Origin of the sequence: Bacillus cereus (assembly GCF_025917685.1) — a bacterium.
In the GTDB taxonomy this organism is placed as follows: Bacteria; Bacillota; Bacilli; order Bacillales; family Bacillaceae_G; genus Bacillus_A; species Bacillus_A cereus_AT.
Genome location: NZ_CP089518.1, coordinates 54,092 through 80,000 on the forward strand (window position 1 = coordinate 54,092; position 25,909 = coordinate 80,000).

Genomic DNA, 25,909 nt, shown 5'->3' on the forward strand with positions numbered 1-25,909 from the left:
TGTTTTCTTTTTCCGAAATATTTGCATAAAATATAGTAACTTGCTCTTTATGTTGAGAGGAGTTTTGATAATGATAGGTTTATTAGAGCAGTTTTATAAAAATGAAGAGATACAATCGGTTATTAATGGGCTAGAAGATGGGTTGAAAGAGCAACTTATATCGGGTATGGCAACATCTTCTCGTTCATTATTAATGGCAGCTTTATATAAAAAAACAAAAAAATCGCAACTAATTGTGACGCACAATTTATACCAAGCACAAAAAGTACATGAAGATTTAGTGGCTTTACTTGGTGAAAAAGATGTGTGGTTATATCCCGTAAATGAATTGATAGCATCGGAAATTGGTGTTGCAAGTCCAGAATTGAAGGCGCAGCGTATTGAAGTGTTAAATCGCTTAGCGGCGGGAGAGAATGGGATTATTGTAGCGCCAGTTGCAGGACTACGTAGATTTTTACCAATAAAAGAATTATGGAAGCAAAGGCAAATTGAAATCAATCTAGGGCAAGAGATTGATCTAGATGCACTTTTGTATACTTTACATCATATTGGCTACGAGCGTAAGTCAATGGTAGAAGCTCCAGGAGAGTTCAGTTTACGCGGGGGAATATTAGATATTTATCCATTAACGGAAGAATTACCATTTCGTATTGAATTCTTCGATACAGAAGTCGATTCTATTCGATTGTTTGATGTGGATGAACAGCGCTCTCAAGATAAAAAGGAAAGTGTTAAGTTCGGTCCAGCAACAGAGTTTTTATTTTCACAGGAAGAATTGAAATCGGGAATTAAGCATCTTGAAGAAGGTTTGACTAAGACGATGCAAAAGCTTTCCGATGATAAATTAAAGACTACAGTACTTGAGACGGTAAGTCATGAAATTGAGATGTTGAAAAACGGGCAAAGTATAGAACAAATGTTTAAATATTTATCTATTTTCTATAAAGAACCTGCTAGTCTGATAGATTATTTACCAGAAGATGGTGTTGTGATTTTAGATGAAATTTCCCGTATTCAAGAAACGGCATCACATCTCGAAACAGAAGAAGCGGAATGGTATATATCACTTCTTGGTGAAGGAACAATTATTCAGGACTTATCTTTCTCCCACTCATTTGAGGAGTTTCTTCATCATAAAAAAAGAAGTTTTGTATATTTAACGTTATTCTTGCGCCATATAGCACATACACATCCACAAAATATTGTGAATGTGACATGTAAAACGATGCAGGATTTCCACGGACAGATGCAGTTGTTAAAAACTGAAATTGATAGGTGGAATGAAGGGCATTTTACGACCGTTGTGCTCGGAACAGATGATGAACGTGTAAAAAAACTGCAACATATTTTAAGTGATTATGATATTGATGCAGACATTGTAGAGGCAACAGATATTTTATTGCCTGGAAGGTTACAAATTGCTGTGGGTGATTTACATGCAGGGTTTGAAATGCCGATGCAAAAGCTTGTTGTTATTACTGAAAAGGAGCTTTTTCATAAGAAGGTTAAAAAATCACAACGTAAGCAAAAGTTATCTAACGCTGAACGTATTAAAAGTTATTCGGAATTAAAAGTTGGAGACTATGTAGTTCATGTAAATCATGGTATAGGTAAATTTTTAGGTATTGAGACATTAGAGATTAATGGTGTTCATAAAGATTATTTAAATATTAAATATCAAGGTAATGATAAGTTATATGTTCCGATTGAACAAATTGATCAAGTGCAAAAATATGTAGGATCTGAAGGTAAGGATCCGAAAGTTTATAAATTAGGTGGTAATGATTGGAAAAAGGTTAAAACGAAAGTTGAAAAATCTGTACAAGACATTGCAGATGACCTAATTAAATTGTATGCCGAGCGCGAAGCTTCAAAAGGTTATGCATATACACCAGATACGGCAGAACAACAAGAATTTGAATCTTCATTCCCATATCAAGAGACAGAGGATCAATTACGTTCTATTGACGAAATTAAGAAAGATATGGAACGTGGACGTCCGATGGATAGGCTTCTTTGTGGTGACGTAGGGTATGGAAAGACTGAAGTAGCCATTCGTGCGGCATTTAAAGCAATTATGGATGAAAAACAAGTTGCGATTTTAGTACCGACAACCATTCTTGCACAACAACACTATGAAACAATTCGAGAGCGTTTTCAAGATTACCCGATTAATATAGGGTTACTAAGTAGATTCCGTACGCGAAAACAACAAAATGAAACGATTAAGGGTTTAAAAGATGGAACGGTAGATATTGTAATCGGAACACATCGTATTTTATCTAAAGATGTTACTTATAAAGATTTAGGACTTCTTATTATTGATGAGGAACAAAGATTCGGTGTTACGCATAAAGAAAAAATTAAACAATTGAAAGCGAATGTGGACGTTTTAACGTTAACGGCAACTCCGATTCCACGTACACTTCATATGTCTATGCTTGGTGTGCGTGATTTATCTGTAATTGAGACACCGCCAGAGAACAGGTTCCCAGTACAAACATATGTAGTGGAGTATAATCCAGCATTAATGCGAGAAGCGATAGAGCGAGAGCTTGCAAGAGGAGGTCAAATTTACTTCTTATATAACCGTGTGGAGGATATTGAAAGAAAAGCAGATGAAATTTCGATGTTAGTTCCAGACGCTCGTGTAACATACGCACACGGGAAAATGAATGAAAGTGAATTAGAGTCTGTTATGCTATCGTTTTTAGAGGGGCAGCATGATGTTCTTGTAAGTACAACAATTATTGAGACGGGTGTAGATATTCCGAATGTAAATACATTAATTGTATTTGATGCAGATCGTATGGGATTATCACAGTTGTATCAGCTTCGTGGTCGTGTTGGACGTTCTAATCGCGTCGCGTATGCATACTTTGCATACAAACGCGATAAAGTGTTATCGGAAGTTGCAGAGAGGCGTCTGCAGGCAATTAAAGAGTTTACAGAGCTTGGATCTGGTTTCAAAATTGCGATGAGAGACTTATCAATTCGTGGTGCGGGTAATTTGTTAGGGGCAGAACAACATGGATTTATTGATTCTGTCGGATTTGATCTGTATTCTCAAATGTTAAAAGATGCAATTGAGCAACGTAGAGGAACAGATGGAGTTGAAAATACCGTTAATGTTGAAATTGATTTAGAAGTAGATGCATATTTACCGGATGCGTATATTTCAGATAGTAAACAAAAAATTATGATGTATAAACAATTTAGAGGTGTTTCTGCAATTGAAGATATTGAAGAGCTGCAGGAAGAGATGATAGATAGATTTGGTGATTACCCACAAGAAGTTGGTTATTTATTACAAATCGCAAATATTAAAGTGTTAGCAATGAAAGAACAAATTGAGTTAGTTAAGCAAAATAAATTTGAAGTAACGTTCCTGTTTTCTGAACAAGCAAGCCAAAATATCGATGGTGGGAAATTATTTATGCTAGGGAATAGTTTTGGTCGTATGATTGGTCTTGGTATGGAAGGATCACAATTGAAAATTGTGATGAAAACGAATGGATTAGAGACATCGAAATGGTTAACAATTGCTGAAAATTTATTAAAAGGCTTACCAGATGTAAAAAAAGAAGTAATAAATGCCTAATTTAAGATAAAAAATACAATTCGACGTGCATAGAAGAACTAATGTGTAAAATACTATGTTTAACAGTTGGTGATTTTTACATGAACAGGTAAATTCACCACTTTTGATCATCAGTAGAAAGTGAGGCAGCATTAGAATGAAAGCAACTGGAATCGTACGTCGAATTGATGATTTAGGCAGGGTAGTAATCCCGAAGGAAATTCGTAGAACTTTACGTATTCGAGAAGGAGACCCACTAGAAATATTTGTTGATCGCGATGGAGAAGTGATTTTGAAAAAATATTCTCCAATTAGTGAACTAGGTAATTTTGCAAAGGAATATACGGAAGCTTTATACGATAGCTTAGGACATAATGTGCTTGTATGCGATCGTGATTCTATTATCGCAGTAGCAGGCGTATCTAAAAAAGAATACTTAAATAAAAGTGTTGGCGATTTAATCGAGAAGACAATGGAAGAGCGTAAGTCTGTAATTATGACAGATGAAAGCGAAATTTCAATTATTGATGGAGTAACAGAAAAAGTGAGCTCCTATACAATTGGCCCGATTGTTGCGAATGGGGATCCAATTGGAGCTGTTGTTATCTTCTCTAAAGAGGCTATTATAAGTGAAGTAGAGCATAAGTCAGTAAATACAGCTGCAAGCTTTTTAGCGAAACAAATGGAGCAGTAGTGAAGTGTAATTTCTATAAGTAGCAATCTTTCCTAATTATGATATTTCTATTTGAGAAATTAACTATTTGGAGATATAAGTATATTGAACGAAGGTAGCGCTTTGCTACCTTTTTTCGTTGAACATTTTCTAGTGTTGCACGAACGTATTATTACTTGTGGAGGCAAGGGAGCTTGTTCTTTTCTTTATGATATAATACGAGGGGTGAGAATAGAAAAAGGAGTTTTCTTGTATGGAAGCGAAGAAGTATCAAGCCTTTTGGCGTGGGGCTATTATATTAACAATCGCAAGTTTTGTTACGAAAGTATTAAGCGCTTTTTACCGTATTCCATATCAAAATATAGCGGGTGATATTGGTTTTTATATTTACCAACAAATTTATCCGTTTTATGGATTTTGTTTAATTTTAGCTACTTATGGGTTTCCTATTATTATTTCAAAAATGGTCGCAGAAAGATTAGAACAAGGAAAACAAAAAGAAGCAGAAGAAATTATTTGTGTATCTTTTTGGTTTTTATTAGGAATTGGCTTTATAGGGTTTTTCACATTGTTCTTTGGTGCCGAAACGATTGCATCGGCTATGGGTGATGTACACTTATATAAGTTATTACGTGTTATTTCATTTTCATTCATATTAATGCCATTCTTATCCGTAGCGAGAGGGTATTTTCAGGGATTCAATAATATGATGCCGACGGCTGTTTCACAAGTAATTGAACAAACGATTCGTGTATCTATTATTGTCTTTTTATCACTATTCCTTATTGCTCACGGATTTGATCTATATACAGTCGGTGCAGGTGCTATGTTAGGTTCGATTGCAGGTGGGCTTATTGGGATTATCGTACTTTTACTTTATATGCGTCATGATTTTCGGTCTATTTTCTTTAAAAGTTGGAAGAGAGTTGGAGATAAAAAAAGGATTATTAGAATCCTTTTTTGGCAGGGATTAGCGATTTGTGTTAGTAATTTAGTCCTTATTTTTATACAAATGGCGGATTCTATTTCCTTTTATACCTTGCTTATTCGCGCGGGGGAGCAAGTTGAAAATGCAAAGGTACTAAAAGGTGTTTATGACAGAAGTATCCCCCTTATGCAATTAGGTACTGTCGTGACAACTTCTTTCTCATTGTCACTGATTCCGATTATTACAGCGGCAAAGGAAAGAGGAGATCTTGCTTTTATTCAAGAAAAGGTAAAGTTAGCGATGAAAATAACATTTGTTATTGGATTTGCAGCAGCCATCGGATTAACTTGTATTATTCAGCCTGCAAATATTATGTTATTTGAGAATAGTGATGGGTCAGATGTGTTATCGATTTTATCTTTATCTATTTTATTTAGTTCATTGTCAATTACAACTGCTTCTATTTTGCAAGGGTTAGGACAAACATTAAAGCCAGCAATATTCGTTGTATTTGGAGGTTGTTTGAAGCTAGCTTTAAACTATATATTAATGTCGTATTTTGGTGTAAAGGGAGCTGCAATTGCAACTTTAGTTGCGCTTATTGTAATTGCCTTGCTAAATAGTGTATTACTTATGCGAGCTGTATCAGAGCCGCTTGTTGATAAGCGGAATATGTTAGGTGTAGTTATTAGTGGTATTGGTATGGGGTTTGTATTAATAATCTTTATGCGTGTGTTGCGAATGTCTGGATTAGTAATTGATACAGGACATAGAGGAATTGCGACGCTTGAAGCGTTGTTAGGTGTAGCTATCGGCGGATTAGCATATATGTTTTTAATTTTAAAATTACGTGTATTTACAAAAGAAGAATTAGGAACCGTTATGAAACAAGAGAAAAAAGAAGGTTCATTGAAGAAGAGTGGATAGAGGTGACTGGTTGTGAGTGGAATTATTACTATTTTAGGATTAGGTGCTGGTGAGTTAGATCAGTTAACGATGGGTGTATATCGAAAGATAAAAGAAGCGGACCATATGTTTGTTAGAACGAAGGAACACCCAGTTATAGAAGAATTGGAGAAAGAAGGCATAAAATATACAGCTTTTGACGATGTATACGAAGCGCATGATACATTTGAAATCGTATATGAAACAATCGCGAATACGTTATTAGAACAAGCTAAAGGTACAGAAATTATTTATGCCGTTCCTGGTCATCCGCTTGTAGCAGAAAGAACAGTTCAGCTACTTTTGGAAAAAGGAGAGGTAGCAAATATTGAAGTGCGACTTGAAGGTGGACAAAGTTTCCTTGATCCGATGTTTGCGAGTCTAAAAATTGATCCGATTGAAGGATTTCAATTAATTGATGCTACATCATTTGAAAGAGGGCAATTAGAATTACGTCAACATTTAATCTTTTGCCAAGTGTATGATGCGTTTGTTGCTTCAGATGTGAAACTGCCGTTAATGGAGATGTTGCCAGATGATTACGAAGTGTATATCGTAACAGCTGCAGGAACTTCATTTGAGCAAGTGAAAAAAGTGCCATTATACATGTTAGATCATGAAACGGAATTAAATAATTTAACGAGTGTATATGTACCGCCAGTTAAGGAACGTGCATCCTTATATCAGCAGTTTGATGTGCTTAGAGCAATTATTGCTGATCTTCGTGGACCGAATGGTTGCCCGTGGGATAAAAAGCAAACTCATCAATCTTTAAAGAAATACTTAATTGAAGAAGCATATGAAGTGCTAGAAGCCATTGATGAAGAGGATGATGATCATTTAGTAGAAGAACTGGGTGATATATTATTACAAGTTATGCTTCATGCTCAAATTGGAGAGGATGAAGGTTGGTTCTCTATAGATGATATTATTCGAACTTTATCTGAGAAAATGGTTCGTCGTCACCCGCATGTGTTTGGGAATACGGATGTAAATAATGCTGATGAAGTAATTGCGAATTGGGAAGAGATTAAAAAACAAGAAAAGGGATTCGTGAAAGAATCTGTTTTAACCGGTATTCCAAAAAGCTTACCGCAGCTAATGCGTGCTTATGAAATTCAGAAGAAAGCTGGAAAGGTTGGATTTGATTGGGTTGATGTGCAGCCGATGATAGAGAAAGCCTTAGAAGAATGGCAAGAATTCCAGCAAGAAGTTGTAAACATGGATGAGGAAAAGATGCTAGGTGAATTTGGTGATTTACTATTTGCATTTGTTAATATAGCTCGTCATTATAAAATAGATCCAGAAGAAGCGTTGCGTTCAACTAATGAGAAATTTACCGGTCGTTTTTTATACATGGAAGCAAAAGTAGCAGAAATGAATAAAGAAATGCAAGATTTGTCATTAGAACAGTTAGATGTTTTATGGGAAGAGGCCAAACAAACAGAGCGTTAATAGGGGGACTTGATATGCGTTTAGATAAGTTTTTGAAAGTGTCACGTTTAATTAAAAGAAGAACATTAGCAAAAGAAGTATCTGATCAAGGAAGAATATCCATTAATGGTCAAGTGGCAAAAGCGAGTTCAGATGTAAAGATAGATGATGAATTAACAATTCGTTTTGGTCAAAAAATAGTAACTGTGAAAGTAAATGAATTGAAAGAAACGACTAAAAAAGAAGATGCAGCAAACATGTATAGTATAGTTCGCGAAGAAAAAGTAAAAGCAGAAGAAGGCTTGTTCTAAAATGGGTCACCCCTTCATACATTACTATTAGCTAGTATAAAGCTATGGGGGGATTTTCGTGAATAATGGTTACTCACCTATGTCTTCTAATCAACAAAATGTTTCTGTAGAGCATGATATTATCATGCGTGGCAGGCGTGTAATCGATATTACTGGTGTAAAGCAAGTGGAGAGTTTTGATAGCGAAGAGTTTTTACTTGAGACTGTAATGGGTTTTTTAACAATTCGTGGTCAAAATTTACAGATGAAGAATTTAGATGTAGAAAAGGGTGTTGTATCGATTAAAGGGAAAATTCATGAGATGCTGTATATCGATGAGAATCAAGGGGAGAAAACTAAAGGTTTCTTTAGTAAGTTGTTTAAATGAGCCTAACGATTCAGTTGTATACAATGCTTTCAATGATTGGAATGGGTGCTTGGATTGGTGCATCTTTAGATACGTATCAACGATTCTTAAAACGCCAAGAGCGTAAACGTTGGCTTGTATTTATACATGATATACTATTTTGGATTGTCCAAGCCTTATTTGTTTTTTATGTATTACTGCTCGTGAATGAAGCTGAATTACGTATATATGTATTTTTGGCATTACTATGCGGTTTTGCGGCATATCAAAGTTTATTGAAAGCAGTATACATGAAGATGTTAAATTTTCTCATCTATATTTTTGTGCAAACAATACAATTTTTTGTTCGAATTATACAGCTACTCATGATAAAACCTGTTATTATTATAGCGCAGCTATTTATTGCATTTATATTATTCTTATTTCGTGTACTGCTTTCAATTGGACATGTGTTATGGAAAATGGCGATTTGGATATTACTTTTCATATGGAAAGTTTTTTTCTGGCCTGTTCGATTTATTGCTTCACTCATATGGAAACTTCTCCCTAATCGTGTTAAACTTTTTATAACGAAGCATGTAGGGTTCCTGCAATATATAGCAAAGTTGAAGGGACATATCTCCCAATTATGGGAGCGTATAAAAAAGAAGTTAGGGGGACCTCGGAAATGAGGGAACTGAGACAAAGAACAATCGAAAAACAGAGTCCAAATCCTGTCAAAGAACATATAATACAAACGGATGAGAACAGGAAGCGACTTTATCGCCGTTTAGCGGTTTTTCTTGTCTTTGCTTTTACAATTATTGCGAGTATTAGTGTAACGTTTTATCAACAAAACAGTTCCATTAAAGCAAAAGAGGCAAAAGTTAAGGACATGAAAAAAGAACTGGATTCATTAACGAAAAAAGAAAAAAGTCTAAAAGACGAAGTTCAAAAGTTAAATGATGAAGAGTACGTTTTAAAGATTGCTAGAAGGGATTATTTCTTCTCCGGAAAAGGGGAGATAATTTTTCCTGTTTCTAAGTAGAGTATGTCTTATTGACACTATATTTTAGGATTATATATAATAAAGTAAAATTTGACTTTTTAACCACTAAGGAGGAGCATTTTTTTTATGTCAATCGAGGTAGGCAGCAAGTTACAGGGTAAAGTAACAGGTATTACAAATTTTGGCGCTTTTGTGGAGCTGCCAGAAGGCTTAACGGGTCTTGTTCATATTAGTGAAGTTGCTGATAATTATGTGAAAGATATTAACGATCACTTAAAAGTGGGCGACCAAGTAGAAGTAAAAGTTATTAATGTTGAAAAAGATGGAAAAATTGGTCTATCTATTAAAAAAGCGAAAGAACGCGAAAAAACAGAAGGAGATCGTCCACGTGGTGAATACCAACAACGCGGTGGTGATCAACAACGTTCTGGACGTCCACAACGTAATAATCGTTCTTTCAACAGAGATAACCGCGGTGGCGGTAACGACCGAGCTCCAAAAGAAACATTTGAGCAAAAGATGGCACGCTTTTTAAAAGATAGTGAAGATCGTTTAACTTCTTTAAAGCGTAACACAGAATCTAAACGTGGTGGCCGTGGCGCACGTCGCGGATAATAAGTCCGTTTAATTCTTAGCATATAGAGAGGTACCCAGAGTAATTACTCGGGTACTTTTTTATGTGAGAGAATATATTTTTAAAAAAGTTTTTTAGATGTATTGACTTTAAAACATATCTGATGTAAGATACTAATTGTCCGTTAAATACGACGACATGGCGGTGTAGCTCAGCTGGCTAGAGCGTACGGTTCATACCCGTGAGGTCGGGGGTTCGATCCCCTCCGCCGCTATATTTAATTTAACGGCCCGTTGGTCAAGTGGTTAAGACACCGCCCTTTCACGGCGGTAACACGGGTTCGAATCCCGTACGGGTCATCTAAAAAAGATCATGCAAATTGCATGATCTTTTTTTGTTAAGTAAATTAAGACATACAACACTTCTACAAAATCACCCTATATTTTCTGAATATTCCATCGACTATAAATAGATAAATTAAATACTGTGTATATATGTAGACTTATTTCGAATAAAACGTCGAACGATTATAAAAGTGAAAACTGTTGTTTTGACAAAAATCCCAATAATCATCTTTTATAATGACAGTAATTAAACTATGCAGGTGGTGTTAAAAATATGCCTAAAGCAGGAAGGACTACTATGAATACAAGTACATTGGCGATGAATGAAAGTCAGCTTGGAACAATGAAGTGGACAAGTAAGTTGCGAATGAAATTTGAACAAGTTTTCTTTAGATGGGGATTCATAATTGTTGTTATTGGTTTTCTTTTGGGACGAGCATATATATTAACGAACATCTTACCTTTTGCATTGCCGTTTTTTGCTGCTGTTTATGTTATGAAGCGAGATAAAATGCCGCTCGCATTTTTAGCTCTAATGGGAGGAGCACTTTCAGTTTCGATAGATAATTTATTTTTTACTTTTGCATCTATTTTTACTTTCTTCATTTATAATATCTTCTTTAGTCGATTTACACGTAAAACTGTTGGACTTGTACCATTCCAAGTATTTATCTCCGCATTAACCGCACATTTAGTTGTTGTATATTTTGCGCAACAAACCGTCACCATGTATGACTTGCTCGTTAGTACGATCGAAGCAGGGCTTAGTTTCGTATTAACGATGATATTTCTGCAAAGTGTTCCACTCTTGGTGGAAAGGAAAGGGAAACAACAAGCGTTAGAAACAGAAGAAATTGTTTGTTTAATTATATTACTAGCATCTGTTTTAACGGGTACAACAGATTGGTTCGTTTATGATGCTTCTATTCAACATATTTTCACTAGATACTTAGTATTAGTATTTGCATTTATTGCTGGTGCGGCTACAGGGTCCACGGTGGGAGTCGTCACTGGATTGATATTAAGTTTAGCGAATGTGTCTAGTTTGTCTCAACTTAGCCTCCTTGCCTTTTCAGGGTTGCTTGGGGGATTGTTGAAAGAAGGAAAGCGTATAGGAGTTAGTTTAGGGTTATTAATTGGTACAAGTTTAATTACGTTATATGTAGACAAGCAAACAAGTATTGTAACAACCTTAATTGAATCTGGTGTGGCAATTGTTTTCTTTTTATTAACACCGAAACTTGTTATGGATCGTATTGCTAAATTTATGCCAGGTACACAAGAACACTCACAAGATCAACAACAATATTTACGAAGAATGCGCGATGTTACAGCGAACAAAATCAATCAATTTGCTAATGTATTTGCCGCTTTGTCTAATAGTTTTTCTGTATATGGGTACGTGGAAGAGGAAGATAAAGAAACAGAAGCGGATTTATTTTTAAGTACAATTACTGCAAAAACATGTCAAACGTGCTTTAAGAAGGATCAATGTTGGGTAGTTAATTTTGATAAAACGTACGATTATATGAAACAAATAATGAACGAGACAGAAGAAGGAACGTTGCAGCATAATCGGAAGTTAGTTCGTGAATGGGACAAGCATTGTGTGAGAGGGAAGAAAGTAACGGATTTAGTAGCAGGTGAATTAGATCACTTCTATGAGGGACAGAAATTAAGAAAACAAATGAAGGAAAATCGTAGAATTGTAGCCGAGCAATTACTAGGTGTATCAAAAGTAATGGAAGACTTCGCTAAGGAGATACAACGAGAAAGAGAGAATCATCAAGCGCAGGAGGAGCAGATTTTACAAGCGTTTCGTGATTTTGGTGTCGAAGTGGAGCATGTTGATATTTATTGTTTAGACAGAGGAAGTATCGATATTGAAATGTTGATTCCAGCTGTATCTAATGAGCATGGAGAATGTGAGAAGTTGGTTGCGCCGATGCTCTCGGATATTTTAAAAGAAAATATCGTTGTTAAGCATGAAGAGAAATCCTCTTATCCAAATGGTCACAGTTTAATATCATTTGGTTCAGCGAAGACCTATTCTCTTGATACAGGATTGGCTACGGCTGCAAAAGGTGGTGGGTTTGTTTCAGGCGATTCCTACGCGATGATGGATTTAAGTGTTGGAAAATATGCACTTGCAATTAGTGATGGTATGGGAAATGGGCAAAGGGCTCATATGGAGAGTAGGGAAACGGTAAAATTATTACAAAAGATCCTTCAATCAGGTATTGATGAGGAAATAGCGATTAAGTCCATCAATTCAATTCTTTCTTTAAGAACGACAGAGGAGATGTATACCACGCTTGACTTGGCTATGATAGATTTACGGGATGCGAGTGCGAAGTTTTTAAAGGTTGGATCGACGCCGAGTTTTGTTAAACGCGGCAATAATATTTTGAAAATTGAGGCAAGTAATTTACCGATAGGAATTATTGAAGATGTTGAAGTTGATGTGGTTGGTGAGCAATTAAAAACGGGTGATATTCTTATTATGATGAGTGATGGCATTTTTGAGGGAGCGCAACATGTGGAGAATCACGAGTTATGGATAAAACGTAAAATTAAAGAACTACAAACAGAGGATCCACAAGAAATAGCTGATATTATTATGGAAGAAGTAATTAGGTCTGGTGATGGTTATATAAATGATGATATGACTATTGTTGTGGCGAAAGTAAAGAAAAATATGCCGAAGTGGGCTACGATTCCAATAGTGGGAATGCAGGCGCAATAAAATAATCAAAAAAACCTAGGTATTTACCTAGGTTTTTTTGATTAAAAAGGTAATGTAATTACTTTGTTGAATCTACAGGAGGAATGTAAGATAAAAATGTGAGTTTTGTACATCTTTTTTTTGCACAATGTTTGTAAAAGTTGTACCATTATATACAGGGTAACTAATGTTGCAGTTCTTGTTTAATGAAAGGTGATTGCGAAGTTGAAAGATGCATTTGTTGGAAAAGTAGATGACTTTGTAAAGCAGCATGATGTATTAAAGAAACATTCAACAATTGTTGTAGGGGTTTCTGGCGGTCCGGACTCTTTAGCTCTTCTATATTATTTGTTAGAAAAAAGGGCAGAAAAGCAACTCGAAATTGTAGTAGCACATGTGGATCATATGTTTAGAGGTAATGAATCTTATGAGGACCTACAGTTTGTACAGGGTCTTTGCAAAGAGCTGGGAGTTATTTGTGAGACGATAAGGATTAATGTGTCGCAATATCAACAGCAATATGGAATGAATGCACAAGTTGCTGCTAGAGAATGCAGATATGCATTTTTGGAAACAATAATGAAGAAATATGATGCGAGATATGTAGCTCTTGGTCACCATGGAGATGATCAAGTAGAGACGATTTTGATGCGCCTTGTACGAGGGAGTACTCCGAAAGGATACGCAGGAATTGCAGTGAAGCGTCCTTTTCATAATGGATATTTAATTAGGCCGTTACTTGGGGTAACTAAGGAAGAGATTGTTGATTACTGTAATAAGTTAAAAGTTATTCCGCGTATAGATCCGAGTAATAAAAAGGAAGTATATACAAGGAATCGATTACGTAAATATGTCCTTCCTTATTTGAAAGAGGAAAATCCACAAATGCATGAGAAATTCCAAAAATTTAGCGTGCAGATGCAAGAGGATGAGGCTTATTTGCAGGAATTAGCTTTTGAGAAAATGAATAAAGTAATTACAAAAAAAAGCGATAAACAAATTAGCTTATCAATTCCTGCCTTTGAATCCATGTCTATGCCTTTACAAAGGAGAGGGATTCAACTAATATTAAACTATCTTTATGAATATAAGATTCCATCTTCGCTTTCTTCTATACATATTGACAAGGTGATTGAATTTTTTAAGCGGATACAACCTTCAGGTTCATTGGATTTTCCAGGTGGCTTGAAAATTATTCGTACATACGAAGAATGTAGCTTTGGATTTAAACAAGAAATTGTTTCTCCTTTTTTGCAAGATTTATCAGTACCCGGGACAATTACATTACCGAACGGAGATAAACTTGTAACAGAGGTGAGCGAGGATATACCAAGTAACATGAATGAAACAGTGTTTGTTGCTAAGTATAATGATATATCGTATCCACTTCGTATTCGTTCTAGGCAAAATGGAGATCGCATGTCAATACAAGGTATGGATGGTACAAAAAAGATAAAAGCTATTTTTATCGAATCGAAAGTACCGAAAGAAAAAAGAGAAGAATGGCCGATCGTTTGTGATGCAAGTGAAAATATTATTTGGGTACCCTTGTTGAAACGATCTGCATTTGCTATTTCGAAAGAGGTAGCAAAGAAGGGTAAATATATTATTATTCACTACAAAAGCAAGGAGTCTTCCGGGAGGATAATGAAATGATGAATCAAGATATCGAAAAAGTATTAATTTCTGAAGAACAAATACAGGAAAAGGTGCTCGAATTAGGTGCAGTTATTGCAGAGGATTACAAAAATACAGTACCGCTTGCAATTGGTGTACTAAAGGGTGCAATGCCATTTATGGCAGATTTATTAAAGAGAACAGATACATATCTTGAAATGGATTTTATGGCTGTATCTAGCTACGGTCACTCTACTGTTTCAACAGGCGAAGTAAAAATCTTAAAAGATCTTGATACTTCTGTAGAAGGTCGCGATATTTTAATCGTTGAAGATATTATTGATAGCGGTCTTACACTAAGCTATTTAGTAGACCTGTTTAAATATCGTAAAGCGAAATCTGTAAAAATTGTTACATTATTAGATAAACCAACAGGTCGTAAGGTTGATCTGAAAGCGGATTATGTTGGATTTACTGTCCCTCATGAATTCGTTGTAGGGTATGGATTAGATTATAAAGAGCAATACCGTAATCTTCCGTATGTGGGAGTATTAAAACCAAGTGTTTACTCAAATTAATTAAATACAGGCGTTACAATTGTATAGGAAAGTTTTTCTATGTTACGATTTACTATAGTGTTTATGCCGTGAGAGGAGGTTAGGAATGAATCGTATCTTCCGTAATACCATCTTTTATTTACTGATATTCTTAGTAGTAATTGGGATCGTAAGCTATTTTAATGGTTCGACGCAAAAAACGACATCAGTTAGCTACGATAAATTCATTACTAAACTTGAAAAAGGTGAAGTGCGCAATGTGCAGCTTCAACCGAAGAATGGTGTATTTGAAGTAAAAGGACAATTCAATACTTCTAACCAAGGAGAACAATTTGTTACTTATGCACCAAATACTGAGGAATTACAAAAGAAAATTAATGATAAAGCGCAAGGGGCCGAGGTTAAGTATCAACCAGCAGAAGAAACAAGTGCTTGGGTAACATTCTTTACTTCTATCATTCCGTTTGTCATTATCTTCATTTTATTCTTCTTCTTATTAAATCAAGCTCAGGGCGGCGGTAGCCGTGTTATGAACTTCGGGAAAAGTAAGGCGAAGCTATACAATGATGAAAAGAAAAAAATTCGTTTCAGAGATGTTGCTGGAGCGGATGAAGAGAAACAAGAACTTGTTGAGGTAGTTGAATTCTTGAAAGACCCTCGTAAGTTCGCTGAAGTTGGTGCCCGTATTCCGAAGGGTGTTCTATTAGTGGGACCTCCAGGTACAGGTAAAACTTTACTAGCACGTGCTGTTGCAGGTGAAGCAGGCGTTCCGTTCTTCTCTATTAGTGGTTCTGACTTCGTAGAGATGTTCGTCGGTGTCGGTGCATCCCGTGTACGTGATTTATTTGAAAATGCAAAGAAAAATGCTCCTTGTATCATTTTCATTGATGAAATTGATGCAGTAGGACGTCAACGTGGCGCAGGTCTTGGCGGTGGTCATGATGAGCGTGAACAAACGTTGAACCAATTACTTGTTGAAATGGATGGATTCGGTGCAAACGAAGGTATTATTATCATCGCTGCGACAAACCGTCCTGATATTCTTGATCCAGCGTTATTACGTCCAGGTCGTTTTGACCGTCAAATTACAGTAGATCGTCCAGATGTAAATGGTCGTGAAGCTGTACTTAAAGTACACGCTCGTAATAAACCGCTTGATGAGAATGTCAACTTAAGAGCAATAGCAACTCGTACACCAGGATTCTCTGGTGCCGATCTTGAAAACTTATTAAACGAAGCTGCTCTAGTAGCTGCGCGTCAAGATAAGAAGAAAATTGATATGAGCGACATCGATGAAGCAACGGATCGTGTTATTGCAGGTCCTGCTAAGAAAAGTCGTGTTATCTCTGAAAAAGAACGTAATATCGTTGCATTCCATGAAGCTGGCCATACTGTAATTGGTGTTGTCCTTGATGAAGCGGATATCGTTCATAAAGTAACAATTGTCCCTCGTGGTCAAGCTGGTGGATATGCAGTAATGCTTCCGAAAGAAGATCGTTACTTCATGACAAAACCAGAGTTACTTGATAAAATCACTGGTTTACTTGGTGGTCGAGTAGCTGAGGAGATTGTATTTGGTGAAGTAAGTACAGGTGCTCACAACGACTTCCAACGTGCGACTGGCATTGCAAGACGTATGGTTACGGAATTCGGTATGAGTGATAAGCTTGGCCCGATGCAATTCGGTAGCTCACAAGGTGGTCAGGTATTCTTAGGAAGAGACTTCCACTCAGAGCAAAACTACAGTGATGCAATTGCACATGAAATTGATGTGGAAATGCAAACTATTATGAAAGACTGTTATGCTCGTGCGAAACAAATTCTTACTGAAAAACGTGATAAGCTAGATATTATTGCGAAAACGTTACTTGAAGTAGAAACATTAGATGCAGAGCAAATTAATCACTTATATGATTATGGCAGATTACCAGAGCGTCCAACATCTTCAGATGATGTGAAAGTAAACATCAATATGAAGAAAGATGATGAAGACGCAGAAGATAAGTAAGAGATGAAGGAGTGACGATAGTCACTCCTTTTTTATTTGTGGAATGAATGTAAGTGGCAAAAGAATTTAAATAAAACTATTATTAAAAATTGAAATAGAGAGTAATCTTTTTGTACAATGATGAGTATAGAAAAACTGATTATATAAGTATGTGTGATATGATGTTTTTATAAGTTTTATACATACTGCACAAATATAGATTAAATAAGATAAGTGGTGAGAATATGATTTTTGTATTGGATGTAGGGAACACAAATGCGGTACTAGGTGTGTTTGAAGAGGGGAAACTTCGTCAGCATTGGCGCATGGAAACGGATCGTCATAAAACAGAAGATGAGTATGGGATGCTTGTAAAGCAGTTACTTGAGCATGAAGGTCTTTCCTTTGAAGATGTGAAAGGTATTATCGTATCTTCAGTCGTACCGCCAATTATGTTCGCTTTAGAACGTATGTGTGAAAAGTATTTTAAAATTAAACCGCTTGTAGTGGGGCCTGGGATAAAAACAGGTTTGAATATTAAATATGAAAATCCACGTGAAGTAGGCGCGGACCGAATTGTAAATGCAGTAGCAGGTATTCATTTGTATGGAAGTCCTCTTATCATTGTTGATTTTGGTACGGCTACTACATATTGTTATATTAACGAAGAGAAACATTATATGGGTGGCGTTATTACGCCAGGAATTATGATTTCGGCAGAGGCGTTATATAGTAGAGCAGCAAAGCTTCCTCGTATTGAAATTACAAAACCGAGTAGTGTTATCGGGAAGAATACAGTAAGTGCGATGCAATCAGGTATTCTTTATGGATACGTTGGACAAGTGGAAGGTATTGTTAAGCGTATGAAAGAAGAAGCTAAACAAGAACCGAAAGTTATTGCAACAGGTGGATTAGCGAAATTAATTTCAGAAGAATCAAATGTAATTGATATTGTAGATCCATTTTTAACGTTAAAAGGTTTGTATATGTTATATGAACGTAATGCAAATTTACAGTATGAGAAAGGTGAATAAATAAGTATGAAAGATTATTTAGTAAAAGCGTTAGCGTTTGATGGAGAAGTGCGTGCGTATAGTGTGCGTACAACAAACACAGTAAGTGAGGCGCAAAGACGTCATGATACATGGAGAACGGCTTCGGCAGCACTTGGCCGTTCTTTAACTGCGGGTACAATGATGGGTGCTATGCTAAAAGGTGAGCAAAAGTTAACGATTAAAGTAGAGGGTAACGGTCCGATTGGTCCTATCTTAGTAGATGCTCATGCAAATGGAGATGTACGTGGTTATGTAACGAATCCGCATGTTGATTTTGAAGGGACAGAACAAGGGAAATTACGTGTATATCAAGCGGTAGGTACAGAAGGATTTGTAACGGTAATTAAAGATATCGGTATGCGTGAACCGTTTATCGGTCAATCTCCAATCGTTTCAGGAGAATTAGGTGAAGATTTCACATATTATTTCGCGGTTTCTGAGCAGACACCTTCTTCTGTTGGTGTCGGTGTTCTCGTAAATGGAGATGACAGCGTATTGGCGGCGGGTGGATTTATCCTTCAAATTATGCCAGGCGCACAGGAAGAAACAATTTCGTTCATTGAAGATCGTTTACAAAAAATCCCTCCTGTATCAACATTGATCGAACAAGGTCTTTCTCCAGAAGAGCTACTATATGCAGTCCTTGGAGAAGATAAAGTAAAAGTATTAGAAACTATGGATGTTCAATTTAATTGCACGTGCTCGCGCGAACGTATTGAGAGTGTGTTAATTAGTTTAGGTAAAACAGAGTTAGAGCAAATTCGTGAAGAAGAAGAAGAGACGGAAGTTCACTGTCACTTCTGTAATGAACGATATAAATTCGCTAAAGAAGATATTACAAGCCTAATTGAGAGTCTGTAATAAAGAAGTTTATGCGGAGAATCAGCCGCCCAAATGGATTGACAAACAGGGAATTTTCTGACAAAATCTAAATATAGATAAAACCAATAAAAATACTCGGTGTTAGGAGTGACAGGAATGCGAGTGGCACAATCAGTTTCAGAATTAATCGGGAAAACGCCGATCGTTAAGTTGAACCGCATCGTAGAATCAGACAGCGCAGATGTATACTTAAAATTAGAATTTATGAATCCGGGAAGCAGTGTTAAAGATCGTATCGCGTTAGCTATGATTGAAGATGCTGAAAATAAAGGATTATTAAAAGAGGGCGATACAATCATTGAGCCGACAAGTGGTAACACAGGTATTGGCTTAGCGATGGTAGCAGCAGCTAAAGGATATAAGGCAATTTTAGTAATGCCAGAAACAATGAGTATTGAGCGTCGTAATTTATTACGCGCTTACGGTGCTGAATTAGTATTGACTCCAGGGCCTGAAGGAATGGGTGGAGCAATTCGTAAGGCAACTGAATTAGCAAAAGAACATGGGTACTTTATACCACAACAGTTCCAAAATCAAGCGAACCCAGAAATCCACCGTTTGACAACAGGTCCAGAAATTGTTGAACAGATGGGTGATCAATTAGATGCGTTTATCGCGGGTATTGGTACAGGTGGAACAATTACAGGTGCTGGTGAAGTGCTGAAGGAAGCGTATAAAGATATTAAAATTTATGCGGTAGAACCTGCGGATTCGCCAGTATTATCTGGTGGGAAACCAGGACCACATAAAATCCAAGGAATTGGAGCGGGATTTGTTCCAGAGACATTGGATGTAGCGGTATATGATGAAATTATTCAAGTGAAAACAGAGCAAGCATTCGAATATGCAAGAAGAGTTGCTCGAGAAGAAGGTATTTTAGTAGGTATCTCTTCAGGAGCGGTCATCTATGCAGCGACAGAAGTTGCGAAGAAATTGGGTAAAGGGAAAAAGGTACTTGTTATTATTCCGAGTAACGGTGAACGTTATTTAAGTACACCACTTTATCAATTTGAATCATAATTGAATGCGATTGAAAAAGCATCCTTGAAAGAGGATGCTTTTTCTTTTTGGATTGGAAAAAGGAAAAGAGTGAATGACTAGAAAACTTCATGTAAAATAAGAGGTAGTATAATTAATTTATTTTCACTAGCCCTTGAGTATAATCACTCTCTGTATACATAACTTATGTAGTTGGAGCTGGTTAGTCTAAGAGGGTGGGATAAAAGAAAACGGGGTGTTGATATGCAACGAAGAAAATCTTTAGCACTTTCTATTCCATATCAGTTAGATTTCTTTAAGCAGTATAAATTTCTTTCTAAGGATAAACCGCAACATATTTTGTTAGAGAGTGGACGTGGTGGTCGTTATAACATTGTGGGGCTGGACCCAGTAGCGGTAATTCAAGGGAAGAATGAGACGTTACATATAAGAGAAAGTGGTAAGGAAACAATAAAGCAAGGGAATCCATTAGATTTAATGCAAGAATATATGGAGAAATGGAAAACGGACTATAATCCGGAGTACCCGCCTTTTCAAGGTGGTGCAATTGGTTACTTTAGTTATGATTGTATCCGTTATATCGAAAAACTGCCTTCTCTTGCAGAGGATGATCTGAATATACCTGATATATTCTTTTTATTATTTGATGACGTGTTTGTGTACGATCAAAAAGAACAAGTGTTATGGATTATTACGCATTATGTAGATAAACATGAAAAGGCAGAAGAACGATTAAATGCATGGAAGGATCTTTGGGTGAAAGAAGCACCTAAATTGACTATGCCGTTTGAATGTCCTGAAAAGAAAAATGAAGCAGTTGCTTTTACGGAAGAGGGCTTTATAAAGGCCGTTGAACGTATTCAAGAATATATTGGAGCGGGTGATGTGTTTCAAGTAAACTTGTCGACAAGGCAAGAAAGAACTTTACAAACACATCCGCTAGAAATTTATACAAGTCTTCGTGAAATTAATCCATCTCCATATATGGGCTACTTGGAGCTTGGGGATTTTCAAATTGTTAGTGCTTCGCCTGAATTGCTAATTAAAAAACAAGGGCCAGAAGTAAGTACAAGACCAATTGCTGGTACAAGATCCCGCGGTGCGAATGAACAAGAGGATGAAGAATTAGCAAGGGAATTAATTGAGAACGAAAAGGAAAGAGCAGAGCATGTAATGCTTGTGGATTTAGAACGAAACGATTTAGGCCGGATTTGTAAATATGGAACGGTTGAAGTAGATGAATTTATGGTAATTGAAAAGTACTCGCACGTTATGCATATTGTTTCTAATGTGCGCGGTGAAGTGGAAGAAGATAAGGATGCGTTCGATTTAGTAAAGGCTGTATTTCCTGGCGGGACAATTACTGGTGCTCCGAAAATACGTACGATGGAAATTATTGAAGAACTAGAACCTGTTCGCCGAGGGATTTATACGGGGTCAATTGGTTGGATCGGTTATTCCGGAGATACGGAATTGAATATTGTAATCCGAACACTGCTTGCTAAAGATGGGCAAGCGCATGTACAAGCTGGAGCGGGAATTGTAATTGATTCGAATCCAAAAAATGAATATAAAGAGTCGTTAAAAAAGGCAATCGCTTTATGGCGTGCGAAAGAAAGTAGCGAAGAAACGGTTAGGTGAGAGAAATGATATTGATGATTGATAATTATGATTCTTTTACATTTAATTTAGTGCAGTTTCTTGGAGAACTTGGACAAGAGCTTGTTGTTAAGCGTAATGATGAGGTGACTATTTCGGATATTGAGAATATGAAACCAGACTTTTTAATGATTTCGCCAGGTCCATGTAGTCCTAATGAAGCGGGTATTAGTATGGAAGTTATTCAATACTTCGCTGGAAAGATTCCGATTTTTGGAGTTTGCCTTGGGCACCAATCAATTGCGCAAGTGTTTGGTGGAGAGGTTGTTCGTGCAGAACGATTAATGCATGGGAAAACGTCGCCTATGCATCATGACGGAAAGACGATTTTCTCGGATATTCCTAATCCGTTTACTGCAACGCGTTATCATTCGCTTATTGTTAAAAAAGAGACGTTACCAGAATGTTTAGAGATCACATCTTGGACGGAAGAGGGAGAGATTATGGCGCTTCGTCATAAAACGTTGCCGATTGAAGGTGTACAATTCCATCCAGAATCTATTATGACTTCTCATGGGAAAGAGTTGTTACATAATTTTATTCGCAAATATAGTCCAAGTGTGACGTTATGTTAATTTACGTAAATGGCGCGTATGTAGAAGTGAGTGAAGCGAAAATTTCTCCTTATGATCATGGTTATTTATATGGGCTTGGAGTTTTTGAGACGTTTCGTATTTATAATGGTCATCCTTTCTTGTTGGGTGATCATTATGAACGTTTAATGGATGCGCTGGATACATTGCAAATCAAATGGACAATGACGAAAGATGACGTAATACGTATTTTGGAGAATCTACTCGTTAAGAACGAATTGAAGCATGCGTATGTACGCTTTAATGTATCGGCGGGTATAGATGAAATAGGGTTGCAAACGAATGTGTATGAAGAACCATCTGTTATTGTTTTTATAAAACCTTTAGCAATTCCAGGAGAAGTAGTGGAGAAAGAAGGGGTTATTTTAAAACAAGTACGAAATACACCAGAGGGTGCGTTTCGCTTGAAGTCCCATCATTATTTAAATAATATTTTAGGGAAACGCGAAATTGGAAATGGTGTGAATAAGGAAGGGATTTTCCTTACTGAAGCAGGTTATGTTGCAGAGGGGATTGTTTCGAATCTCTTTTTTGTTAAAGGAGGTACTTTGTATACTCCTTCGTTAGAAACAGGGATTTTAAACGGTATCACTCGTGCATTTATTATAAAGGTTGCTGAAGAGCTGGGTATAGAAGTAAAGGAAGGTTTCTTTACAAAAGATGAATTGCTTTCAGCCGATGAAGTGTTCGTGACGAACTCTATTCAAGAAATTGTTCCTCTTTATCGTATAGAGGGGGAAGATTTCCCGGGCAAAGTGGGAATAGTTACAAAAAGATTTATGGATCTTTATGAAGTGCAGAGAGAGAAGTTGTGGAGCAGAAATGAATTGCGAAGAGGAGATGTGTAATTTGAAGTGGGATTATGATTTACGCTGCGGCGAATATACATTGAACTTAAATGAAAAGACATTAATTATGGGGATTTTAAATGTAACACCAGATTCGTTTTCTGATGGTGGGAGTTACGACGAGGTAGATGCTGCAGTGCGTCACGCGAAAGAAATGAAAAATGAAGGTGCTCATATTATTGATATCGGTGGTGAATCTACCCGCCCAGGTTTTGCTAAAGTTTCGGTAGAAGAAGAAATAAAGCGAGTCGTTCCGATGATTCAGGCAGTTTCGAAAGAAGTGAAATTACCTATTTCTATTGATACGTATAAAGCTGAAGTTGCAAAACAAGCGATTGAAGCTGGTGCTCATATTATTAATGATATTTGGGGAGCGAAGGCGGAACCGAAGATTGCTGAAGTTGCAGCCTATTATGATGTACCCATTATCTTAATGCATAACCGAGATAATATGAACTATCGCAACTTAATGGCTGATATGATTGCTGATTTGTATGAAAGTATTAAAATTGCTAAAGATGCTGGTGTGCCAGATGAGAATATTATTTTAGACCCAGGTATCGGTTTTGCGAAAACGCCTGAACAAAATTTAGAAGCGATGCGTAATTTAGAACAGTTAAATGTACTGGGTTATCCAGTCCTCTTAGGTACTTCAAGAAAGTCCTTTATTGGTCATGTATTAGATTTACCTGTGGAGGAACGTCTTGAAGGAACGGGCGCTACCGTTTGTCTTGGTATTGAAAAGGGCTGTGAGTTTATCCGTGTTCATGATGTGAAAGAAATGGCGCGTATGGCTAAGATGATGGACGCGATGATTGGTAAGGGGGGCAAAATAATTGGATAAAATTTATATCCATGATATGGAGTTTTACGGTTATCATGGTGTATTCCCAGAAGAGAATAAATTAGGTCAGAGATTTAAAGTGGATTTAACGGTGGAGTTAGATTTAAAACACGCAGGAGAAAGCGACGACTTGAAGCATTCTGTCAATTACGGGGAGCTTTTCGAACTATGTAGAAAAGTTGTTGAAGATAGAACGTATAAGCTTGTGGAGAGTATCGCTGAAAATATAGCTACAGATATATTGAAAGAATATGAGAGTATTTCACGGTGTACAATTAAGGTAATTAAACCGGATCCACCAATACCGGGGCATTATCGTGCTGTAGCTGTGGAAATTACGAGAGAGCGTCCATGAATAATATAGCGTACATTGCATTAGGTTCAAATATTGGAGAGCGTTATACGTATTTAACTGAAGCGATTCAGTTTTTAAATAAAAACCCTTATATCCAAGTTGATGATGTTTCGTCTGTATATGAAACAGAACCAGTTGGTTATACTGACCAAAGTTGCTTTTTAAATTTAGTTATAAAAATTTCTACCAATTTATCGCCACAAGAATTATTGAAAATAACGCAAAAGGTAGAGAATGATTTAGGAAGAAAGAGGGAAATTAGGTGGGGCCCGAGGACCATCGACCTTGACATTTTACTATATAATCAAGAAAATATTGAAGCAGAGAATCTTATTGTTCCGCATCCGCGGATGTTCGAAAGAGCTTTTGTTATCGTTCCGTTGTTAGAAATTAATCAAGATATAAAACAAGACATTTCATGTTCACAAGTAGAAGAAATGAAAAGGCGAGAGGGAGTAACGGTATGGAAGCAGAAAAATGGGGAAGACGCATTCGTGCTTTTCGAAAGCTAAAAGGCTATACACAAGAAGGTTTTGCTAAAGAATTAGGGGTATCTGTATCTGTTTTAGGTGAAGTTGAGAGAGGGAATCGATCGCCTTCCCAAGATTTTGTAGTAGAAGTTGCTAAAGCATTAAAGGTCTCGATAGATGAACTAATGCCGAAGTGACTATGAAGGAAGGAGCAAATCGAGTGTTAAAGATTGCAAATATTGAGATGAAAAATCCGGTTGTATTAGCACCGATGGCGGGAGTGTGTAACTCTGCATTCCGTTTGACAGTAAAAGAATTTGGTGCAGGTTTAGTTTGTGCCGAAATGGTAAGTGATAAGGCAATATTACTTAATAACAAAAGAACATTAGATATGCTATATATCGATGAGAGAGAAAAGCCATTAAGTTTACAAATTTTTGGTGGAGAGAAAGAGACTCTTGTCGATGCTGCGAAATACGTAGATAAATATACGACAGCAGACATTATTGATATTAATATGGGGTGCCCAGTACCGAAAATCACTAAGTGTGATGCAGGAGCAAAGTGGCTTTTAGACCCAAATAAAATATATGAGATGGTAGCGGCGGTTGTAGATGCTGTTGAAAAGCCGGTTACAGTTAAAATGCGTATTGGTTGGGATGAAGATCATATTTTCGCAATAGAAAATGCTAGAGCTGTTGAGCGTGCTGGTGGACAAGCGGTAGCGGTTCATGGTCGTACACGAGTGCAAATGTATGAAGGTAAAGCGGATTGGAATATTATTAAAGAAGTAAAGCAGGCTGTAAATATTCCGGTTATCGGAAATGGTGATGTCGAAACACCACAAGATGCAAAGCGTATGCTTGATGAAATTGGTGTAGATGGTGTTATGATTGGTCGCGCTGCTCTTGGAGATCCGTGGATGATTTATCGTACGGTAAAGTATTTAGAGACAGGTGAGTTAATGCCGGAACCAACAGTGCGTGAGAAAATTGATGTATGTATGTTGCATCTAGATCGTCTTATCGATTTAAAGAATGAAAATGTTGCCGTAAGAGAGATGAGAAAGCATGCAGCTTGGTATTTAAAAGGTGTTCGTGGTAATGCGAGTGTGCGTAACGGTATCAATACTTGCGACACACGTGAAGACCTTGCGAATGTATTAGGTGCATTTGTAGAAGAAGTAGAAGCGAAA

At 36.8% G+C, this 25,909-nt stretch carries 24 protein-coding genes and 2 tRNA genes (1 of these 26 only partly in view); all 26 read left to right on the forward strand.

Features of this window, described 5'->3' with window-relative positions:
• Positions 1 to 70: 70 nt before the first annotated feature.
• Positions 71 to 3,601, forward strand: a complete 3,531-nt coding sequence (gene mfd, locus LUS72_RS00300; protein ID WP_097832987.1) for a transcription-repair coupling factor — start codon at positions 71 to 73, stop codon at positions 3,599 to 3,601.
• A gap of 136 nt (positions 3,602 to 3,737) precedes the next feature.
• The gene (gene spoVT, locus LUS72_RS00305; protein ID WP_000648312.1) at positions 3,738 to 4,274 is read left to right on the forward strand and encodes a stage V sporulation protein T; all 537 of its coding nucleotides are present in this window, start codon (positions 3,738 to 3,740) and stop codon (positions 4,272 to 4,274) included.
• Positions 4,275 to 4,506: 232 nt separating this feature from the next.
• Positions 4,507 to 6,108, forward strand: a complete 1,602-nt coding sequence (locus LUS72_RS00310; RefSeq protein WP_097832986.1) for a putative polysaccharide biosynthesis protein — start codon at positions 4,507 to 4,509, stop codon at positions 6,106 to 6,108.
• Between the two features lie 12 nt (positions 6,109 to 6,120).
• Positions 6,121 to 7,581: a bifunctional methyltransferase/pyrophosphohydrolase YabN gene (mazG, locus tag LUS72_RS00315; RefSeq protein WP_097832985.1), complete on the forward strand. Its 1,461-nt coding sequence runs from the start codon at positions 6,121 to 6,123 to the stop codon at positions 7,579 to 7,581.
• 14 nt (positions 7,582 to 7,595) lie between these two features.
• Entirely contained in the window at positions 7,596 to 7,871 is a 276-nt protein-coding gene (locus LUS72_RS00320) for an RNA-binding S4 domain-containing protein (RefSeq protein ID WP_097832984.1), read from the forward strand.
• 58 nt (positions 7,872 to 7,929) lie between these two features.
• Complete coding sequence (gene yabP, locus LUS72_RS00325; protein ID WP_001059100.1) at positions 7,930 to 8,238, forward strand: sporulation protein YabP; 309 nt, start codon at positions 7,930 to 7,932, stop codon at positions 8,236 to 8,238.
• Positions 8,235 to 8,888 carry a spore cortex biosynthesis protein YabQ gene (gene yabQ, locus LUS72_RS00330; RefSeq protein WP_097832983.1) on the forward strand — a complete coding sequence of 218 codons (654 nt, stop codon included), beginning with the start codon at positions 8,235 to 8,237 and terminating at the stop codon, positions 8,886 to 8,888. Before yabP ends, yabQ begins: the two co-directional genes overlap by 4 nt.
• Positions 8,885 to 9,244, forward strand: a complete 360-nt coding sequence (divIC, locus tag LUS72_RS00335; RefSeq protein WP_001208735.1) for a cell division protein DivIC — start codon at positions 8,885 to 8,887, stop codon at positions 9,242 to 9,244. The genes yabQ and divIC overlap by 4 nt, the downstream gene beginning before the upstream one ends.
• 87 nt (positions 9,245 to 9,331) lie before the next feature.
• Positions 9,332 to 9,820: a S1 domain-containing RNA-binding protein gene (locus tag LUS72_RS00340; RefSeq protein WP_000021449.1), complete on the forward strand. Its 489-nt coding sequence runs from the start codon at positions 9,332 to 9,334 to the stop codon at positions 9,818 to 9,820.
• Between the two features lie 159 nt (positions 9,821 to 9,979).
• Positions 9,980 to 10,053 (forward strand) — tRNA-Met (locus LUS72_RS00345).
• Positions 10,054 to 10,066: 13 nt separating this feature from the next.
• Positions 10,067 to 10,138: transfer RNA gene (locus LUS72_RS00350), tRNA-Glu, on the forward strand.
• 259 nt (positions 10,139 to 10,397) lie between these two features.
• Positions 10,398 to 12,869: a stage II sporulation protein E gene (gene spoIIE / locus LUS72_RS00355; RefSeq protein WP_141533415.1), complete on the forward strand. Its 2,472-nt coding sequence runs from the start codon at positions 10,398 to 10,400 to the stop codon at positions 12,867 to 12,869.
• Between the two features lie 204 nt (positions 12,870 to 13,073).
• Complete coding sequence (gene tilS, locus LUS72_RS00360) at positions 13,074 to 14,504, forward strand: tRNA lysidine(34) synthetase TilS (protein WP_097832982.1); 1,431 nt, start codon at positions 13,074 to 13,076, stop codon at positions 14,502 to 14,504.
• On the forward strand, positions 14,501 to 15,043 hold the full coding sequence (gene hpt, locus LUS72_RS00365) for a hypoxanthine phosphoribosyltransferase (RefSeq protein ID WP_000981839.1): 543 nt from the start codon (positions 14,501 to 14,503) through the stop codon (positions 15,041 to 15,043). The genes tilS and hpt overlap by 4 nt, the downstream gene beginning before the upstream one ends.
• 85 nt (positions 15,044 to 15,128) lie before the next feature.
• On the forward strand, positions 15,129 to 17,030 hold the full coding sequence (gene ftsH, locus LUS72_RS00370; RefSeq protein WP_097832981.1) for an ATP-dependent zinc metalloprotease FtsH: 1,902 nt from the start codon (positions 15,129 to 15,131) through the stop codon (positions 17,028 to 17,030).
• A 224-nt stretch (positions 17,031 to 17,254) separates the two neighbouring features.
• On the forward strand, positions 17,255 to 18,043 hold the full coding sequence (locus tag LUS72_RS00375) for a type III pantothenate kinase (protein ID WP_000578370.1): 789 nt from the start codon (positions 17,255 to 17,257) through the stop codon (positions 18,041 to 18,043).
• Positions 18,044 to 18,049: 6 nt separating this feature from the next.
• Entirely contained in the window at positions 18,050 to 18,925 is an 876-nt protein-coding gene (gene hslO / locus LUS72_RS00380; protein ID WP_098361754.1) for a redox-regulated molecular chaperone HslO, read from the forward strand.
• A 117-nt stretch (positions 18,926 to 19,042) separates the two neighbouring features.
• Positions 19,043 to 19,966, forward strand: coding sequence for a cysteine synthase A (gene cysK, locus LUS72_RS00385; RefSeq protein WP_071745166.1), 924 nt, complete (start codon positions 19,043 to 19,045; stop codon positions 19,964 to 19,966).
• Between the two features lie 222 nt (positions 19,967 to 20,188).
• Positions 20,189 to 21,586: an aminodeoxychorismate synthase component I gene (pabB, locus tag LUS72_RS00390; protein ID WP_097832979.1), complete on the forward strand. Its 1,398-nt coding sequence runs from the start codon at positions 20,189 to 20,191 to the stop codon at positions 21,584 to 21,586.
• 5 nt (positions 21,587 to 21,591) lie between these two features.
• The gene (gene pabA / locus LUS72_RS00395; protein WP_000602299.1) at positions 21,592 to 22,179 is read left to right on the forward strand and encodes an aminodeoxychorismate/anthranilate synthase component II; all 588 of its coding nucleotides are present in this window, start codon (positions 21,592 to 21,594) and stop codon (positions 22,177 to 22,179) included.
• Entirely contained in the window at positions 22,173 to 23,045 is an 873-nt protein-coding gene (gene pabC / locus LUS72_RS00400; RefSeq protein WP_264448500.1) for an aminodeoxychorismate lyase, read from the forward strand. The genes pabA and pabC overlap by 7 nt, the downstream gene beginning before the upstream one ends.
• Positions 23,020 to 23,889, forward strand: a complete 870-nt coding sequence (folP, locus tag LUS72_RS00405) for a dihydropteroate synthase (RefSeq protein ID WP_264448501.1) — start codon at positions 23,020 to 23,022, stop codon at positions 23,887 to 23,889. Before pabC ends, folP begins: the two co-directional genes overlap by 26 nt.
• On the forward strand, positions 23,882 to 24,244 hold the full coding sequence (folB, locus tag LUS72_RS00410) for a dihydroneopterin aldolase (protein WP_097832975.1): 363 nt from the start codon (positions 23,882 to 23,884) through the stop codon (positions 24,242 to 24,244). The genes folP and folB overlap by 8 nt, the downstream gene beginning before the upstream one ends.
• Complete coding sequence (folK, locus tag LUS72_RS00415) at positions 24,241 to 24,756, forward strand: 2-amino-4-hydroxy-6-hydroxymethyldihydropteridine diphosphokinase (protein WP_097832974.1); 516 nt, start codon at positions 24,241 to 24,243, stop codon at positions 24,754 to 24,756. The genes folB and folK overlap by 4 nt, the downstream gene beginning before the upstream one ends.
• Positions 24,708 to 24,911, forward strand: a complete 204-nt coding sequence (locus tag LUS72_RS00420; RefSeq protein ID WP_000387027.1) for a helix-turn-helix domain-containing protein — start codon at positions 24,708 to 24,710, stop codon at positions 24,909 to 24,911. Before folK ends, LUS72_RS00420 begins: the two co-directional genes overlap by 49 nt.
• A gap of 23 nt (positions 24,912 to 24,934) precedes the next feature.
• A protein-coding gene (dusB, locus tag LUS72_RS00425; protein WP_141533413.1) for a tRNA dihydrouridine synthase DusB crosses the window boundary here: on the forward strand, positions 24,935 to 25,909 show its 5' portion. Its footprint extends 24 nt past the window's final position; only the first 975 of its 999 coding nucleotides appear in the window; the start codon lies at positions 24,935 to 24,937; the stop codon falls past the right edge of the window.

What these genes read in the sequence shown, in the direction of transcription:
- hslO (WP_098361754.1), top strand. Translation starts at nt 18,050, where the DNA reads ATGAAAGATTATTTAGTAAAAGCGTTAGCGTTTGATGGAGAAGTGCGT.
- LUS72_RS00375 (WP_000578370.1), top strand. Translation starts at nt 17,255, where the DNA reads ATGATTTTTGTATTGGATGTAGGGAACACAAATGCGGTACTAGGTGTG.
- LUS72_RS00320 (WP_097832984.1), top strand. Translation starts at nt 7,596, where the DNA reads ATGCGTTTAGATAAGTTTTTGAAAGTGTCACGTTTAATTAAAAGAAGA.
- ftsH (WP_097832981.1), top strand. Translation starts at nt 15,129, where the DNA reads ATGAATCGTATCTTCCGTAATACCATCTTTTATTTACTGATATTCTTA.
- pabA (WP_000602299.1), top strand. Translation starts at nt 21,592, where the DNA reads ATGATATTGATGATTGATAATTATGATTCTTTTACATTTAATTTAGTG.
- LUS72_RS00420 (WP_000387027.1), top strand. Translation starts at nt 24,708, where the DNA reads ATGGAAGCAGAAAAATGGGGAAGACGCATTCGTGCTTTTCGAAAGCTA.
- hpt (WP_000981839.1), top strand. Translation starts at nt 14,501, where the DNA reads ATGATGAATCAAGATATCGAAAAAGTATTAATTTCTGAAGAACAAATA.
- mfd (WP_097832987.1), top strand. Translation starts at nt 71, where the DNA reads ATGATAGGTTTATTAGAGCAGTTTTATAAAAATGAAGAGATACAATCG.
- folK (WP_097832974.1), top strand. Translation starts at nt 24,241, where the DNA reads ATGAATAATATAGCGTACATTGCATTAGGTTCAAATATTGGAGAGCGT.
- yabQ (WP_097832983.1), top strand. Translation starts at nt 8,235, where the DNA reads ATGAGCCTAACGATTCAGTTGTATACAATGCTTTCAATGATTGGAATG.
- LUS72_RS00340 (WP_000021449.1), top strand. Translation starts at nt 9,332, where the DNA reads ATGTCAATCGAGGTAGGCAGCAAGTTACAGGGTAAAGTAACAGGTATT.
- spoVT (WP_000648312.1), top strand. Translation starts at nt 3,738, where the DNA reads ATGAAAGCAACTGGAATCGTACGTCGAATTGATGATTTAGGCAGGGTA.
- LUS72_RS00310 (WP_097832986.1), top strand. Translation starts at nt 4,507, where the DNA reads ATGGAAGCGAAGAAGTATCAAGCCTTTTGGCGTGGGGCTATTATATTA.
- pabB (WP_097832979.1), top strand. Translation starts at nt 20,189, where the DNA reads ATGCAACGAAGAAAATCTTTAGCACTTTCTATTCCATATCAGTTAGAT.
- folP (WP_264448501.1), top strand. Translation starts at nt 23,020, where the DNA reads ATGAATTGCGAAGAGGAGATGTGTAATTTGAAGTGGGATTATGATTTA.
- pabC (WP_264448500.1), top strand. Translation starts at nt 22,173, where the DNA reads ATGTTAATTTACGTAAATGGCGCGTATGTAGAAGTGAGTGAAGCGAAA.
- divIC (WP_001208735.1), top strand. Translation starts at nt 8,885, where the DNA reads ATGAGGGAACTGAGACAAAGAACAATCGAAAAACAGAGTCCAAATCCT.
- spoIIE (WP_141533415.1), top strand. Translation starts at nt 10,398, where the DNA reads ATGCCTAAAGCAGGAAGGACTACTATGAATACAAGTACATTGGCGATG.
- cysK (WP_071745166.1), top strand. Translation starts at nt 19,043, where the DNA reads ATGCGAGTGGCACAATCAGTTTCAGAATTAATCGGGAAAACGCCGATC.